The sequence below is a fragment of the Pelistega sp. MC2 genome, assembly GCF_900099475.1.
Taxonomy (GTDB): Bacteria; Pseudomonadota; Gammaproteobacteria; order Burkholderiales; family Burkholderiaceae_B; genus Taylorella; species Taylorella indica.
Map to the genome: position 1 here is coordinate 841,640 of NZ_LT628275.1, position 14,733 is coordinate 856,372.

The 14,733-nt window shown below is 39.3% G+C and carries 19 protein-coding genes; 15 read left to right on the forward strand and 4 right to left on the reverse strand.

Features of this window, described 5'->3' with window-relative positions; translation table 11 throughout:
* Window position 1: 1 nt before the first annotated feature.
* From BQ4443_RS09595 to BQ4443_RS09630, 8 genes are read left to right on the forward strand one after another with little or no spacing between them, the layout of a single operon-like run.
* Window positions 2–808: a phage baseplate protein gene (locus BQ4443_RS09595; RefSeq protein ID WP_071058737.1), complete on the forward strand. Its 807-nt coding sequence runs from the start codon at window positions 2–4 to the stop codon at window positions 806–808.
* Window positions 808–1,122 (forward strand): phage baseplate plug family protein, encoded by a 315-nt coding sequence (locus BQ4443_RS09600; protein ID WP_071058739.1) that lies wholly within the window; start codon window positions 808–810, stop codon window positions 1,120–1,122. The genes BQ4443_RS09595 and BQ4443_RS09600 overlap by 1 nt, the downstream gene beginning before the upstream one ends.
* A complete protein-coding gene (locus tag BQ4443_RS09605; RefSeq protein WP_071058741.1) occupies window positions 1,119–1,961 on the forward strand; it encodes a phage protein in 843 nt (280 codons plus the stop codon). The genes BQ4443_RS09600 and BQ4443_RS09605 overlap by 4 nt, the downstream gene beginning before the upstream one ends.
* The gene (locus BQ4443_RS09610) at window positions 1,958–2,575 is read left to right on the forward strand and encodes a Gp138 family membrane-puncturing spike protein (RefSeq protein WP_023949033.1); all 618 of its coding nucleotides are present in this window, start codon (window positions 1,958–1,960) and stop codon (window positions 2,573–2,575) included. Before BQ4443_RS09605 ends, BQ4443_RS09610 begins: the two co-directional genes overlap by 4 nt.
* 9 nt (window positions 2,576–2,584) lie before the next feature.
* Window positions 2,585–2,932, forward strand: a complete 348-nt coding sequence (locus tag BQ4443_RS09615) for a contractile injection system sheath initiator (protein WP_071058743.1) — start codon at window positions 2,585–2,587, stop codon at window positions 2,930–2,932.
* Window positions 2,933–2,971: 39 nt separating this feature from the next.
* Complete coding sequence (locus BQ4443_RS09620) at window positions 2,972–4,114, forward strand: baseplate J/gp47 family protein (protein WP_071058745.1); 1,143 nt, start codon at window positions 2,972–2,974, stop codon at window positions 4,112–4,114.
* The gene (locus tag BQ4443_RS09625; RefSeq protein ID WP_071058746.1) at window positions 4,114–4,797 is read left to right on the forward strand and encodes a baseplate wedge 1 family protein; all 684 of its coding nucleotides are present in this window, start codon (window positions 4,114–4,116) and stop codon (window positions 4,795–4,797) included. The genes BQ4443_RS09620 and BQ4443_RS09625 overlap by 1 nt, the downstream gene beginning before the upstream one ends.
* Window positions 4,798–4,799: 2 nt before the next feature.
* Window positions 4,800–5,801 carry a hypothetical protein gene (locus tag BQ4443_RS09630; protein WP_083331906.1) on the forward strand — a complete coding sequence of 334 codons (1,002 nt, stop codon included), beginning with the start codon at window positions 4,800–4,802 and terminating at the stop codon, window positions 5,799–5,801.
* On the opposite strand, the gene BQ4443_RS12330 is transcribed toward BQ4443_RS09630, so the two are convergent.
* Entirely contained in the window at window positions 5,798–5,980 is a 183-nt protein-coding gene (locus BQ4443_RS12330) for a hypothetical protein (protein WP_143000587.1), read from the reverse strand. The genes BQ4443_RS09630 and BQ4443_RS12330 overlap by 4 nt on opposite strands.
* A 179-nt stretch (window positions 5,981–6,159) precedes the next feature.
* A complete protein-coding gene (locus tag BQ4443_RS12790) occupies window positions 6,160–7,050 on the reverse strand; it encodes a site-specific integrase (protein ID WP_083331907.1) in 891 nt (296 codons plus the stop codon).
* Between the two features lie 286 nt (window positions 7,051–7,336).
* On the opposite strand from BQ4443_RS12790, the gene BQ4443_RS09640 reads away from it, so the two are divergent.
* Genes BQ4443_RS09640 through BQ4443_RS09665 form a run of 7 tightly spaced genes read left to right on the forward strand, consistent with a single transcriptional unit; the run spans window position 7,337 to window position 13,843 of the window.
* Window positions 7,337–8,509 (forward strand): phage tail sheath protein, encoded by a 1,173-nt coding sequence (locus BQ4443_RS09640; RefSeq protein ID WP_071058748.1) that lies wholly within the window; start codon window positions 7,337–7,339, stop codon window positions 8,507–8,509.
* Between the two features lie 6 nt (window positions 8,510–8,515).
* Window positions 8,516–9,028: a phage major tail tube protein gene (locus BQ4443_RS09645; protein ID WP_256330983.1), complete on the forward strand. Its 513-nt coding sequence runs from the start codon at window positions 8,516–8,518 to the stop codon at window positions 9,026–9,028.
* Window positions 9,029–9,040: 12 nt separating this feature from the next.
* Window positions 9,041–9,343: a phage tail assembly protein gene (locus BQ4443_RS09650; protein WP_071058752.1), complete on the forward strand. Its 303-nt coding sequence runs from the start codon at window positions 9,041–9,043 to the stop codon at window positions 9,341–9,343.
* Window positions 9,344–9,357: 14 nt separating this feature from the next.
* Window positions 9,358–9,477: a GpE family phage tail protein gene (locus BQ4443_RS12220; protein ID WP_083331908.1), complete on the forward strand. Its 120-nt coding sequence runs from the start codon at window positions 9,358–9,360 to the stop codon at window positions 9,475–9,477.
* Window positions 9,478–12,396 carry a phage tail tape measure protein gene (locus tag BQ4443_RS09655; RefSeq protein WP_071058754.1) on the forward strand — a complete coding sequence of 973 codons (2,919 nt, stop codon included), beginning with the start codon at window positions 9,478–9,480 and terminating at the stop codon, window positions 12,394–12,396.
* Between the two features lie 11 nt (window positions 12,397–12,407).
* Window positions 12,408–12,836: a phage tail protein gene (locus BQ4443_RS09660; RefSeq protein ID WP_256331005.1), complete on the forward strand. Its 429-nt coding sequence runs from the start codon at window positions 12,408–12,410 to the stop codon at window positions 12,834–12,836.
* A complete protein-coding gene (locus tag BQ4443_RS09665) occupies window positions 12,836–13,843 on the forward strand; it encodes a contractile injection system protein, VgrG/Pvc8 family (RefSeq protein WP_071058757.1) in 1,008 nt (335 codons plus the stop codon). The genes BQ4443_RS09660 and BQ4443_RS09665 overlap by 1 nt, the downstream gene beginning before the upstream one ends.
* Here BQ4443_RS09665 and BQ4443_RS09670 read toward each other — a convergent pair.
* Window positions 13,840–14,061: a hypothetical protein gene (locus tag BQ4443_RS09670; protein WP_143000588.1), complete on the reverse strand. Its 222-nt coding sequence runs from the start codon at window positions 14,059–14,061 to the stop codon at window positions 13,840–13,842. The genes BQ4443_RS09665 and BQ4443_RS09670 overlap by 4 nt on opposite strands.
* Window positions 14,062–14,153: 92 nt before the next feature.
* On the reverse strand, window positions 14,154–14,732 hold the full coding sequence (locus tag BQ4443_RS09675; protein WP_071058761.1) for a hypothetical protein: 579 nt from the start codon (window positions 14,730–14,732) through the stop codon (window positions 14,154–14,156).
* Between the last annotated feature and the right edge of the window lies 1 nt (window position 14,733).

Consider the following 14,733-nt stretch of genomic DNA (forward strand, 5'->3'; position numbering starts at 1 on the left):
AATGTTTAATTTTGTGAGTGTCTCTAATCACGCTATTGGTGAGATTGTGTTGGATGTGATAACAAGTGAGGAGCATGAATCTGAACTTGTTATCACAGAAAATCCTATTGAAAGTGGTGCACAAATTGCAGACCATGCTTATTTAAACCCTAAGGTAGTGACGATTATAGGAACAATGGTTGACCACAATCATCAATCACCTTTGGGTGTTTTAGGTAATTTCCCTTTTTTGCGGGGGGCATTGGATTTTCTCAATCAATTGCCCTTGCCTGTGAACGTCGCTAACTATACTGCTAATGCATTAGGTAAATTAGCAGTGGTAGCGGGTCGTTTTGGTGCAGTAGCAGACACTCTTAATCAAGTGCGAGCATTGGCGCCATGGATGCCTGACTTTAATTTGAAAGATTTATTGGGGGGGAGCGGTGATAGCCGAGTACAAAAATGCTATGCCGATTTAGTACAGTCTCAAAAGTCTGGTGAGCCTATTGAAATAAATACTGGTGTGAGTTTGTACAAGAACATGCTCATTCAGAAAGTGGCTGTGTCTCAAGATAAGCTCGGAAGTGCAGTGTTTACGATTACCGCTCGTGAAATCTTTATTGTCGATACGGCTTACGTAAAGACAGAGGGGAGTGCTAATGGTAGCAAAGGGGGCAAAAATAAAGGTCCTAGCGGAAGTAGCAAAAGTGGACGAGCAGCAATTCAATCTGCTAGTAAGACACAAGCTGGAAGTACTCAAGCGACAAATACTCGTAAATCTATTTTAAGTGAGTGGGGATTAGGCTCTAGTGGAAGGAGGCAGAAATAATGTATTTAGTTCCTGTTTTAGTTGGTGTGCCATACCAAGAGCAAGTTCTTGACTTTGAAGGGATGAAAATCCGACTCACGCTTAAATATAACAGCATAGGCCGCTTTTGGACAATGGATGTCTTTGAGGTAAGGTCAAAGCGAATGTTTGCTCAAGGGCTAAGTTTAGTATGTGGTATTCCTCTGTTGAATAGAACCTTACAGTCATTCGAGATGTTTGTATCAGATGAGTCAGGAGAGAACCTAGATCCGATTGAACTATCAGACTTGGGCACCAGAAACCTTTTATTTATTGATTTAAAAGAAAGATTATGAAGCAATACGGAAGACGCTGGCAAGTTGAAATCATCGGTGATGATAATACCTTGATAGTAGATAAATTGCGGGTAGGGTTTGAGGTGGATAAAACCATTAACGAAAAACCTAATCCTGCTTTTATTCGAATTTGGAATTTAAATCGAGACCACCTTAACCAGTTATTAAACAAGGAATATACGCGTATTGTCTTGTCGACAGGCTATCAAGAATTACGTCCTATCTATAGTGGTGACATTACAAAAGTAAAGGTTATGCGCGAGGGTGTGGACTTTGTACTTGAGATAGAGAGTGCTGATGGTTTTAAAGATTACACCACAGCTAGGTCTAGTGTAACGTTAAAAGCAGGCGCTACTGACGAAGAAATTATCGCAGAAGTACAAAAGACTATGCCGAATGTTAAGCGGGGGGCATTGGATTTTCCGAACAAGCGAAAACTTCCTCGAGGTCGAGTGCTTAACGGTGACTCTCGAGCTATCTTAAGAAAGATTGCTGTGAATAATAAAGCAGACTGGTCTATTCAAGATGGGGAGCTTATTTTTCTACCTAGAGATAAGGTGCTAGATACCGAAGCTGTTCTTTTATCGCAAGATACTGGTTTGATTGGTTCACTGGAACAGACGGATGATGGCTTAGAGTTGACCTGTTTGCTTAACCCATTATTACAAATCGGCGGAATGGTTCGGTTAGAGTCTATCCTCGAATTTTTTAATGGTGAGTACAAGATTGTTAAACTGGCTCATACAGGAAATAGTATGGATAGTGAGTGGCACAGTAAGATGACTGTGGTTGGTGGTAAGTTCCAAAAAGTGGAAGATAAAGGGAGTAAGAAAAAATGAGTGATTATAGTTATCACAATGCAACAGTTGAATCAGCGGTTGACGCACAGACTGAAAAAGCGATTAAAGATATCCATACATCATTGCCTGCCAAGGTAATTGATTTCAATTCTACTTTACAAACAGTCACTTTAGCTGCACAAGTAAAGCAGATTTTGATAGATGGAAAAACGGTTCAAATCCCTCCATTGATGGATGTGCCTGTGAACTTTCCTCGAGGAGGTGGATTTGCAGTAACTTTTCCATTACAAGCAGGTGATGAAGGTATTGCTATTTTTAGTGAACGCTGCATTGATGGATGGCATACTTCAGGTAAAGCTACAGAACCATTGGATTACCGCTTTTGTGACTTATCTGATGCTATGTTTATCCCAGGTATTTGCTCACGCCCTAATACGATTAAAGGATTTTTTACTGATGGGTTGTCATTACAGACATTAGATGGCAGCACATTTATCAGGATTACAAATGGAAAAATTCTTATCAAGGGGGAAATAGAACAGAACGGAGGTTTTGTAAGTAGTGCAGACGTAGTAGCGAGTGGCATTTCTTTAACAAACCATGTTCATGGGGGGGTGTCATCTGGTGGCTCTAAAACATCAGGTCCACAATAGGGAGTTTTCATGAGAGTTAGACGGTTAGACAGTAATCATGATTGGACTTTTGGTTCAGGCTATTCAAATTATGCACAAGACTCAGAAGCTATTGCTCAAGCTGTTAAAACACGCCTTTGGTCATTTAAGGGTGATTGGTTTTTAGATTTAGAACATGGAATTCCTTGGTTTGAACAGATGGAGAGGGTGGATTTAAAACGCTTAGAAGTTCCATTGATGGCGTATATTCTAGAGACGGATGGCGTTAAGCAAATAGATAGTTTCACCATGACACACGATAGTGAAAACAGGAAATTATTGATAGAGGTGTCTTATACAGATATTTTTGATGAAAAAAATTCAATTAATAACCGTTAGTTATAAATATACTAACGGTTTTTTTATTTGGTGAGTGATATGGCAACAGTAACAAAGTATGGAATTGTCACAGAAAGACTTGATGAGATTATTCAAAAATTTAGTGATGGTTTTAGAGCAATTTATGGGCAAGCTATAAATATTGACCCAGACAGCCCAGATGGTCAAATGATTGGATTAATTTCACAAATTAAAGTTGATTTTGAGGAACTTTTAGAAAATGTCTATAAACAGCTTGACCCCTACCGAGCGACAGGCGTTTGGTTGGAGCAACGTGCGGCTTACTCTGGGATTGTACGAAGAGAAGCGAAGAATAGCTATTTGTACTCCGTTATTTTGACTGGGGATCCGTACACGGATATCCCTGCTGGATTGGTCTTGGTTGACGAAAACAAGAATAGATGGACGCTCGTTAAAGCAACACAGCTTAATTCTTTAGGTTCTGCACGAGGTGATTTTCGTAGCGAAGAACTGGGGGCATTCTTTGTGAAAGAGGGTGATAGCTTAGAAATTGAAACGGTAATCGTTGGTTTAAATAAAGCGGTGGCGTTTCAAAATGCGGTATTAGGCCAAGAAGAAGAGACGGATGTTGAATTAAGACAGCGTCTTTTTTTATCGCATGCACAAAATGCCGTAAACAGCTGCGAGGCTATCCGAGCAAAGTTGCATGGCTTACGTGATGTTGAACAGGTGCTTGTTCTAGAAAACACCAGCAATGATACAGATAGCCAAGGCGTTGAGGGGCATTCCATCAATGCCATTATTATTGGTGGTGATGATAATGCCATCGCTGAGGTCATTTACGAAAACAAAGGTGCAGGAGCTGGCTTACAAGGTGCAGTAGAAGTTAATCTACTCACAGAAAAAGGCAACAGACTGATTAAGTTTGATAGAGCCACTGTTATGGATATCTATATTAAAGTTGTCATTGTACGAGAAACTGACTTTACTCAAGTTGATACGGATCAATTAAAAGCAGAGTTGGCCAACCTGAAGTTTGATATTGGACAAGACGTTGCATTAAGTCGATTGTACTCACCTATTAACAAAATTGATGGATTTTGGGTGCGAGAGCTTAAGGTAGGCAAGACAGCGGAGAGTCTGGGGACGAGTAATTTGTCTATTGGTATCAGGGAAGTGGCTCGGGTACTTGAGGGTAACGTACAAGTTGAGGTGGAGTAATGGCATATGCTGAGTTATTGATTTGGCAATACCGTGGTAAGCCAAAAGCCAAGGCAACAGCAACGTTATTAGATGGCTACTTATCGGCGAGTTTCCAAGACGCTATTGATGTAATGAACGTCCTGAACATTGAAACAGCACAAGGGGTCAATCTTGATATGGTTGGTCGTCATGTTGGGCAATCAAGAACACTAAAAAATTATGCACCTATCGGATTTTTTGGTTTTAAAGATGGGTTTGGAGCAATGCCTTTTAGTAAGGAGAGAAAAGGAGGCGGGCAATGGTATAGATACAGAGACCCATTGCGTCAATCAGTCAGTTTAAATGATGAAGATTATCGTTTCCTGATTAGAGCACGAATTAGCCGCAACTTTCAGACAGCAACGCTACCTAATCTTATTAGTGCACTGACTTTTATTTTAGGAGGTGACTGTATTGTAACCGATAACTACGATATGACAGTCACAATACAAATTCCAGAGGTTTATAAAACGAGATTTAAGGCGTTTGCTTTGGAAGAGTTAGATATTTTACCCCGAGGCACAGGGGTTAAGTACAACATAATTTGGGGTGATGTGCCTATCACTAAATATTTTGGATTTAGAAATGCTGCTAATGCTCTTGGTTTTAGTCAAGGTGGTGAGGGTGGCGCTAAGTTTTTTATTATGAATAAAGGAAATTAGAAATGGCAATTATACAAAAACCAGATGAAAGTCTTTTTGCTAGTACTGCTCAATTAGGAGAGGTTGAAAATTATCCAGATATTGGACGAGGTTTTGGCGTTATGTTTGAAATGTTCCAAGGTATCCCTCCAATGGAAATGTTCAATCACCTCATGAAACGTATCGATGAAAAGGATATGTATCTTTGGCAACAGGGAATACCTGACTGGTCATCTACGATGGATTATCCACAATATGCGTTGGTAAAGCGTAGTGGTAAGGTTTACATTGCAAGACAAAGCAACACCAATAGAGACCCAGCGACGGTATCAAATAGCGATTTTTGGGAGTCTTACCTAAAAGATGTGGAAATGCTGTTAGATGCATCACCTCGAGTGGTTGCTAGTGTGCCTTCTACTAAAATTAGTGACATAATTTATGTCATTGATAAAGCCTGCTTTATGAGACGGCAGACAATCGGTAGTTGGATTGGCTATGCATCCGACCAGATTGGTAGTTTAGTCGCTGGTACAACTAGGGTGCCACGTGCCAATGAAATTGATGCTATTGGACAAACTATTAGTAAAACTGTATATCCAGGATTATGGGCGTTTGCTCAGCAAAATGGCTTAGTCGTACCGTCAAGTAGTTGGAGTGCTGGAACGTATTACTTTGCGGACTTGGGTGGTGATAATTTTAAAGTACCTGATGAACGTAATATGTTTGTGCGATTTACAGGTACTGACGCAGACAATGCAAATGTTAGACAGCTTGGTAGCTATCAAGGTGACGCTATTCGAAATATCTATGGTACTTTTAGAAGTGCTGATGTTGGTGGATTAGAGCCGAGCAACAGTCTTTTTATAACTAAAGAAGTTGAATCAGCAGTTACTCTATTGCGTGACAATTCTGGACATACTATTCATGATACAGAACAGACTTTTGACGCATCACGTGTTGTACCTACTTCTACAGAAAACAGGGGTATTAATACTGCATTAGCACCACGAATCATAGCTTTTTAATATGCGATTATGCGAGGGGCTAAATGCGTTGCTTTCGGTGCTGTTTCTGCTGAACCTGTTTCTGAAATATACACCCAATGTGCGCCATCGTATTGTGTATTAGTGATATCACCGCCAGCATCAGGATTATTTGTTCGCATAGGCGATTTTCCAGATCCAGTATAACTTGGGTGTTTCATTGTGAAGTCTGCATCGAAACCAGCAACGTTATATTTATGTGAGTGTCGTTTGACGCTGTCAGCTTTATAAGACCCTAGTAATGTCGCATTTGCATTGTTATTGACATAACAAAAAAACTCACCACCTATTAATCTTTAACAGTGTAGTGAGTCACAAAATAAAACCAATTAAATCAATATTATAAAAGCTGTAGTAGCATTTGATTAATTACATTAAATTGTAATTGTCCTAGTTGACTTTGTGCTAATTTTTGACCTAACTGTATAACATCAGGATGATAATAACGCAATAGCATTCTAGTATCTTTATGCCCAGTTATTCTTGCAAGCTCATGCATAGAATAAACGCTGGCTAATCTACTTGTTGCCTCATGTCTCAAATCGTGAAATCTTAAATCAGTCAGAATAACTTTATTTTCTTCTTGATGGTATTTTTCACAAGTTTTAATATAGTCTTCTCTTGCTAGTAATAGAGCACGATGAAAGCTCTTGCTTACAGCGGATGTTGATATATTAAATAGCTTATTTTTACTATTATTTTTTGATAAATAATTAATCAATGTGTACTTGGCTATGGGAGATAAAGGAATAGTTCTACTATCACCATTTTTACTGTCTGGGATGAATAATGTTCCATCTTCAAAATTAATATGTTCACGTCTTATATTTATAATTTCACTACGCCGCATTGCTGTTTCAACAGCAATGCAAATAATCGTTGGTAGTACTTTAGATTTTGTTCTTTTTATAATCCAGTCTAATTCATTTTTTGGGCTTTCGATAGGGTTTGATCCTAATATGGTTATGTTCTGAATAATTCGTCTATTTCTATCGTTTTTAACTTTAGGTTTTTTAACTAATTTGACTGGGTTATCAGGTATGTAATATAGTTGCCATTCATACTTTGCGACAGAATATATATTTGAGAGAAATGCGAATCTTCTAATAATTGTTGCGGGTTTAAGTGATATTGACCATAAGTCTCGTATTTTAATTAAGTCAGATGATCTTATAGAAATGATCTGTTTGTTAATAATTGCTGTACGCTTCCACGCACGAGCAATAGATATTTCTTGATAATGTGATTTTTTTTAATAGATATTTCATTTAAATACCTATCAATCATCGATAATAATGTTGGACTATTTTTAGTGAGTCGTAATTTTTTATTCATTTTTTAACCTTGAAAAAATACCATTTCTGGCGAAAGAAAATAGTAAACAAGGTTTTTATGCTTTGTATATTAAGTAGTTAACCTTACTACTTTTGTTAAAACATAAATAACAAAAATAAAGAGTATTTTGAATAAGATAGAGCAAGCATAATTAATTATCTATATAAACTAAGAGGTTAGTTATGACTGACTATCATCATGGTGTTCGAGTGCTTGAAGTTGACGGTGGCACTCGTCCTATTCGTACAGTATCTACAGCCGTTATCGGACTAGTCGCAACAGCATCGGATGCAGATGCAGAAGCTTATCCATTGGATACGCCAGTATTAATCACCAATGTACAAAAAGCAATTGGTACAGCAGGCAAGCAAGGCACATTATCTAAAGTGCTGAGTGCAATTGCGGCACAAACAAATACATTTGTTGTAGCTGTTCGTGTGGCAGAAGGTGAAACACCTGAACAAACAACATCAGCGGTTGTGGGAACGACTGTGGATGGTAAATATACAGGCATTAAAGCATTACTATCAGCTGAAACAGCCTTTGGTGTTAAACCACGCATTTTAGGTGCGCCAGGATTAGAAAATGCAACAACCATTGCTGAGTTAGTATCTGTAGCACAAAAATTACGTGGGTTTGTTTATGCTTCTGACCTAGTAAGTAAGACAAAAGAAGAGGTCACAACATTCCGTGAGACATTTGGCCAACGTGAATTAATGATTCTATGGCCAGCATTTAAACGTTGGGATACAGAGTCTAACAAAGAAGATGAGATCTGGGCATCAGCAATTGCATTGGGACACCGTGCCAAAGTCGATAAGACAGTTGGATGGCATAAGACATTAAGTAATATGCCAGTGAATGGTGTCACTGGTATTACTAAGGATGTTTTTTGGTCATTACAAGATCCAGATACAGATGCAGGTTATTTAAACCAAAAAGACGTGACAACCCTTATCAATAGCAAAGGTTTACGATTCTGGGGTAGCCGTACATGTGAAGGACCATCAAGTTTATATCCTTTCGAAAATTATACTCGTACCGCTCAAATCTTAGCGGATACCATCGCTGAGGCGCATATGTGGGCAGTAGACCAGCCTATGCATCCGTCTTTAATCAAAGACATGATTGAAGGCATCAATGCTAAGTTCCGTGAGCTAAAAGCGCAAGGACTAATCATTAATGGTCAAGCCTGGTTTGATCCAGATATCAATACCAAAGAGGTTCTGAAGTCAGGCAAAGTGTATATCGATTACGACTATACGCCAGTTCCTCCTGCCGAGAATATCGTATTCCAACAGCGGATTACTGACCAATATTTAGCTGATTTTGCTCAGCAAATCCAACAGTCATAGAGGTGAATGATGGCTTTACCACGAAAACTTAAGAACTTAAACCTATTTAATGACGGATACAACTATATGGGTATCGTCAAATCAGTCACATTACCTAAGCTTACCACTAAGACCGAAGAGTGGCGTGGTGGTGGTATGGATATCCCTGTTGATGTCGATATGGGGATGGAAAAACTTACTGTTGAAATTACATTAGGTGGCTATGATGCACAGGTGATGAAGCAGTACGCAGCGATTGGTGTTGCTGATACGTTATTACGCTTTACTGGTGCATTACAACGCGATGACTCTGGAGAAGTGATTGCTGTTGAAATCGTCATGCGTGGACGCTTTACTGAAATTGATAAAGGCGATGCAGAAGCAGGTGAAGATACAGAAGTGAAATTAACAGCATCATTGTCGTATTACAAAGAAGTGATGGATGGTGAAGAGTTAATTGAGATTGATGCATTAACAATGGTTAAAAAAGTCAATGGTTCAGATGTATTAGAACCATATCGTCGTGCACTAGGTGTTTAATAAGGAATAACTATGTCAGAAATCAAAAATAACGATGTTGTAGTCGTTGAGCTAGATGTACCAGTACAACGTGGTCAAACTACTATTAAAGAAGTTTCTATTCGTAAACCAAAAGCAGGTGAATTACGAGGAGTTCGTTTAGTGGATTTAGCCAACTTAGACGTAATGTCGCTGGTGACTGTTTTACCTCGAGTTACTCAACCCGCGCTAACCAAACAAGAAGTTGAGAACATGGATCCTGCAGATTTAACTGAAGTAGCAAGTAAAGTAGCACTTTTTTTGGTAACGAAGAAAGCCCGAGAGGATATCCAGTAGCAGTAGAGGAAGCGATGGCAGATATTGCTGTCGTCTTTCACTGGTCTCCCGATGTAATGGCGTCCTTTACGCTGACAGAACTCATGGAGTGGCGTGAACACGCACGTAAACGATATGAATCTGAGAGTAGTTAAATGGCTGATAATAAGTTAGAACTTAAAGTAATTACGTCATTACAAGACAAACTGAGTGCACCACTAAAAGGTATCGGTGGTGCCTCTTTACAAGCAGCAAAAGAGCTTGAAAAGCTTCAAACAGAATTAAAACAATTAAGTTCAACACAAAAAAATATTGAACAATTTAGAAATCTTAAAACATCTTTGGATGCATCTAAAACTGCATTTGAGACAGCACAGGCACGAGTAAAGGCTTTAGCACAAGAATTGTCCAAAACAGATGCTCCAAGTCGTAAACTGCAATCACAATTTCAAAAAGCTAAAAATGAAGCTTCACAACTGAAAGATAAGTTGTCATCACAATCAGTAGAGCTTCAAAAATTACGTACAAACTTATCAAATGCAGGTATTAGCACTAAGTCACTATCTCAAGGTGAGATTGGGCTGCGTCAAAATATTACAAGAACAAATGAAGCATTGACTCAGCAACATCAAAAATTAGCACAAGTTCAAACAGCTCAAACTAAATTGGCAGAAGCAAAAGATAAGTTTAAGGCTAAGCAAGACATTGCCTCAAAGTTAGCGCTTACTGGTGCAGCTAGCTTTGCAACAGGCAACAAAATTCTAGCCCCTATCGGTAGTGCGATGGGAGATTTTGCCTCATTAGAAGAATCATCAACACAGCTTAAGATTTCGATGATGACAGCAGGAGGAGAGGTTTCAACTCGATTTCAAGAGGTTACTGATTTAGCAACAAAGTTGGGGGATAGACTACCAGGAACAACAGCTGATTTCCAAAATATGATGACGATGTTAAAACGTCAAGGGATGACAGATGACACTATCCTAGGGGGATTGGGTGAGTCAGCAGCACATATGGGGGTCTTATTAAATCTTCAGGTTGAACAAGCGGCGGAGTATGCGGCAAAGATGCAGGATGCTTTACAAGCCCCTGAATCCGAAATGTTAAAAATTACTGATGGTATGCAACGAATGTATTATGCAGGGGTTGATGCCTCTAATATTCTTGCTGGCTTTTCAAAAGCAGCTCCAGCTTTAAAAACATTAGGTAAAAGTGGACATGATGCATTCCAAGAGTTAGCACCGATGTTGGCAATGTTTGACCAATCAGGGATGGATGGGGCTGCTGCAGGTAATGCACTGAGAAAAGTATTATCTAGAAGTATTGATAATGAGCGTTTATTTGATGCTAATGAGGAATTAAAAAACCAAGGTATTAAGTTCAGATTAGATTTTACTGATGGTAAAGGAGAGTTTGGAGGCGTTGATCATTTATTTAAAGAGTTAGAAAAGTTGCAAAATCTAACAAGTCAACAACGTAATAGTGTACTAAAGTACTTAATTGGCGATGATGCAGAAACGAATCAAGTCATAACCACGCTGATGTCTAAAGGTAAAATGGGTTATCAAGAGATGGCAAATAAATTGGCAGCCCAAGCCTCTTTAGATGACCGCATTAATGCACAGCTTAATACCCTCAAAAACACTATGGAAGCAGCTGAAGGTAGTTGGACTAATGCGATGGCTGAAATTGGTAAAACAGTAGCAGAACCATTGAAAGAAATTATTAATTTTTTTGGAAGAGTCGCTAATAGTATTTCTGAATTTGTACGTCAGAATCCTGTGCTTGTTGGTTGGTTAGTAAGAATTGTTGCAGGAATAGGTGGTGTATTGGTAGCATTTGGAGGTTTAGCAATTGTTATAGCAGGTATTATAGGCCCTTTGGCAATGATGTCCTTGTCATGGAAATTTTTAAGCATTTCTATGACAAGTGGTATTGGTATCTTAGGTAAGTTAGGTACAGCTTTTGGATTTGTTAAGACAGCTATATTTGGGATAGCCAAAGCATTACTGACCAACCCTTTGGTATTGGTGTTAGCAGCTATTGCAGGTGCAGCTTACCTTATTTATAGAAACTGGGACTACCTAAAAGCCAAAGCAATTGAAATTTGGACGAGTATTAAACAGCGGTTTACAGAGGGTTGGACATATTTAACTAACCTTACTAACACTATTGGCTCAGTATTAAAAGCAGCTTTCACAGCTGTTTGGAATAGCATAGTAAGTTTTTTTACAGGCATTTGGACTCAACTTAAAACAGCAGCGAGTGGAGGCTTAGCAGGTATTGCTGCCTTGATTGTAAACTGGTCGCCATTAGGACTGTTTTATCAATCCTTTGCTGGTGTATTAAGCTGGTTTGGGCTAGACTTGCCAGCCAACTTAACAGGAGCCGTCTCGACACTTATAAGCAATATCAGTAATAAGATTAGCACTTGGAATATCGCCAGCGTATTTCAGACCGTGTGGTCTGGCGTGACAGGACTATTCACAGGCTATGTAGCACAGTTTACCGAGTTCGGTTCTAACCTAATCAGCGGTCTTGTGAATGGGATTCGCAACATGGCAGGAGCAGCAAAAGAGGCAATTGCTAATGTCGGTTCTGGGGTAATCAGATGGTTTAAAGAAAAACTTGATATGCATAGCCCATCACGTGTATTTGTCGGGTTAGGTGGCTTTGTTAGTGAAGGCTTGGCAAAAGGTATTAACGCATCAGCAGCTATGGCGGTGAAAGCATCTAAAGCCTTAGCCACAGGAACATTAGCAGGAGCAGCTGCATTAACTACAGCAGCGTTTACCCCTCCTGTAGTTAATGCACCAGTAGTAGAGCCAGCTAACATTAAATTTGATCGTCGCCCTGGTTTAACTACACTGGCTCAGCAACAAGCGTCAACAGCACCTGCTGCACAAACTAATACACATAATAACCAAAGCGTCACAGAGCAAATCACTATCAATATTTATGGAGGAGCAATGGATCCACAAGCCATTGCCAAGGCAGTGAAGCAAGAACTAGAGCGTCGAGAGTCAGAGCGACGTAGTGCAATGCGTAGCCGTTACACAGACTATGGAGCATAATAATTATGATGATGGCATTAGGTTTTTTTATATTTAGTATTCATACACTGGCATACCAGAGCATGAGCCGTAGCGTCAATTGGCGACATCCTAGCAATAGTCGTGTGGGAGCACGGCCAGCATATCAGTTTGTCGGTGTTGGCGAAGAGAGCATTACACTAAGTGGCTGGATAGCGACCGAGCTAAAAGGGTCATCACTGTCTTTAAGCGTGCTTGAAAAAATGGCCGACACAGGTAAAGCCTTTACACTTATCTCTGGCATGGGATGGTTTTACGGTGCTTACGTGATTGAGGAAATCACAGAGGACAGAACCATTTTCTTTAGTAACGGTTTCCCACGCCGCATAGACTTCACCATCAAGCTTAAAAAAGTAGATGAAAGCCTGATTGATAAACTACTTGGCGATTTAAAAATCCCAGAAATTGGGAGCCTATTCTAATGCTAGTAAGCCATCATCTAAAACCTATTTTCAGAGTGACATTGGACGGACAGGATATTTCTAGCCGTTTATCACCACGTTTAATGTTGTTAAGTATTACAGAAACACGAGCGGATGAAGCAGACCAATTGGATATCACCTTAAGTGATGCTGATGGCTTATTAGCTATACCAACCCGTGAGGTTAAGATTAAGGTCGCTATTGGTTTTGAGCATACAGGCTTGGTAGATAAAGGCGAATTCAATATTGATGAAGTCGAGTACCGTGGCGCACCTGATACCATCACGATTAAAGGGCGTTCAGCAGAATTAGATGGACCACTCCGCACACGCACCGAGCGTAGCTTTCATAATAAGACGGTGGCAGATATTGTCAAAACTATTGCCAAGGCGAATAACCTAGAACCCATCATTGATAGATATGCAGGTACGAAAAAAATTGACCATATCGACCAGACCAACGAATCAGATATTACGTTTCTGAATCGCTTAGGAAAACGCTTTGATGTCGTGGTGACGGTTAAGGAGGGCAAACTATTATTTATCCCTACTCATGGTGGCAAAAAAGCCGACGGTACTAAAATGCCAACATTATCACTGGATAAGACAGATGGCGATAATTACTCATTTATTCAAGTCAGTCGGGACAGCTATACGGGCGTGACAGCATTTTGGATGGAACCGAGAAAATCCAAGAGAAATAAAGTTGTTTATGGTGCGATAGGGAATGCTAAACAGCTTAGAGAAACTTTTGCTAATGAAAAAGATGCACTAGAAGCGGCCAAAGCCGAATATCAACGCTTAAAAAGGGGGCAGAGTTTAATGCGTTTTGATATGGCCGTTGGTAATCCAGTGCTATCACCACAGTATATCGTGCAGTTTCCGAGAATGAAGCAACCGATTAATGAGATTGAATGGCTGGTAAAAAGCGTAACCCACAAGCTAGATGAGTCAGGATTAACAACGTCATTAGAGCTAGAGCTTGTGGGCGATGAAGAAGATAGTTAACCAGGGAAAAAATAATATGATAGGAGTACAGGTATAAGGATTAAAGCAATAAACGCCCAGATGGCGAACCTGTCGCCCTGTTTAGAAAGTTCGTTAGCTTCTAACTCAAGGATATAATCTTCAAATTGTTCTTTTGTCATCTCTTCAATTTTTTGAGGGCGCAATGCTTTTCTAAGAGCTCTTGCCAATTCATCCGTTGTGTAGTGTCTATCTAACATAACAGCCTCCCTAAAAAACATAACCATGTATCCATAATACACTAAAAGTGAATAAAACGCTTACAAATTATTCGCTTTTAGAGGGTTTTTGATTAAGCATGCATTTTTTCAGCAATATAAAATAAGCCGAAAAGGGTGATAAAAACAATCTGAAAAATAAAGAAGAAATATAACCCTGTTGCCACAAAAGAGAGCAAACCAAAGGTTGCTAAACTTAAGTTTAATGACAAAATTGCAGGGATAAAATTCATAATAATGGGTGATACTATGCACAAAATCAAACTAACAGCTGTTAAATAAGCAAACAGAAGACAAAGAAAATGCCTTCGAGTGAGAGGCATATCTTGTTTTTCGTAAGAGATTGAAGTATACATTTTGACAGTTTGAATATATTGACCATTCTTAATATATTCGTCTAGTTGCTGATTATTTCCCACAGCGATAATAGCCGCAAATGCAGCGATATAAAAGCCAGGTAGAATTTGAATCACTGATTGTATGGAAGTAATCATGCCTCCAGTATCCCATACCTTTAAGTATGGTTTAGCTAGAAGACTAAGGATAGAAATAATAAAAGCCAAGAATAGCGGGAACCATAAATCCACCCATCGTTTTGATGGGTGTTGGATGGTTATATAAGCGAATGGTCTGGATAATTGGTAACGTAACATG

Excerpts from the sequence above, each read along its gene's own strand:
- BQ4443_RS09595 (WP_071058737.1), top strand. The coding sequence starts at position 2 with ATGTTTAATTTTGTGAGTGTCTCTAATCACGCTATTGGTGAGATTGTG.
- BQ4443_RS09600 (WP_071058739.1), top strand. The coding sequence starts at position 808 with ATGTATTTAGTTCCTGTTTTAGTTGGTGTGCCATACCAAGAGCAAGTT.
- BQ4443_RS09605 (WP_071058741.1), top strand. The coding sequence starts at position 1,119 with ATGAAGCAATACGGAAGACGCTGGCAAGTTGAAATCATCGGTGATGAT.
- BQ4443_RS09610 (WP_023949033.1), top strand. The coding sequence starts at position 1,958 with ATGAGTGATTATAGTTATCACAATGCAACAGTTGAATCAGCGGTTGAC.
- BQ4443_RS09615 (WP_071058743.1), top strand. The coding sequence starts at position 2,585 with ATGAGAGTTAGACGGTTAGACAGTAATCATGATTGGACTTTTGGTTCA.
- BQ4443_RS09620 (WP_071058745.1), top strand. The coding sequence starts at position 2,972 with ATGGCAACAGTAACAAAGTATGGAATTGTCACAGAAAGACTTGATGAG.
- BQ4443_RS09625 (WP_071058746.1), top strand. The coding sequence starts at position 4,114 with ATGGCATATGCTGAGTTATTGATTTGGCAATACCGTGGTAAGCCAAAA.
- BQ4443_RS09630 (WP_083331906.1), top strand. The coding sequence starts at position 4,800 with ATGGCAATTATACAAAAACCAGATGAAAGTCTTTTTGCTAGTACTGCT.
- BQ4443_RS12330 (WP_143000587.1), bottom strand. The coding sequence starts at position 5,980 with ATGAAACACCCAAGTTATACTGGATCTGGAAAATCGCCTATGCGAACA.
- BQ4443_RS09640 (WP_071058748.1), top strand. The coding sequence starts at position 7,337 with ATGACTGACTATCATCATGGTGTTCGAGTGCTTGAAGTTGACGGTGGC.
- BQ4443_RS09645 (WP_256330983.1), top strand. The coding sequence starts at position 8,516 with ATGATGGCTTTACCACGAAAACTTAAGAACTTAAACCTATTTAATGAC.
- BQ4443_RS09650 (WP_071058752.1), top strand. The coding sequence starts at position 9,041 with ATGTCAGAAATCAAAAATAACGATGTTGTAGTCGTTGAGCTAGATGTA.
- BQ4443_RS12220 (WP_083331908.1), top strand. The coding sequence starts at position 9,358 with ATGGCAGATATTGCTGTCGTCTTTCACTGGTCTCCCGATGTAATGGCG.
- BQ4443_RS09655 (WP_071058754.1), top strand. The coding sequence starts at position 9,478 with ATGGCTGATAATAAGTTAGAACTTAAAGTAATTACGTCATTACAAGAC.
- BQ4443_RS09660 (WP_256331005.1), top strand. The coding sequence starts at position 12,408 with ATGGCATTAGGTTTTTTTATATTTAGTATTCATACACTGGCATACCAG.
- BQ4443_RS09665 (WP_071058757.1), top strand. The coding sequence starts at position 12,836 with ATGCTAGTAAGCCATCATCTAAAACCTATTTTCAGAGTGACATTGGAC.
- BQ4443_RS09670 (WP_143000588.1), bottom strand. The coding sequence starts at position 14,061 with ATGTTAGATAGACACTACACAACGGATGAATTGGCAAGAGCTCTTAGA.
- BQ4443_RS09675 (WP_071058761.1), bottom strand. The coding sequence starts at position 14,732 with ATGTTACGTTACCAATTATCCAGACCATTCGCTTATATAACCATCCAA.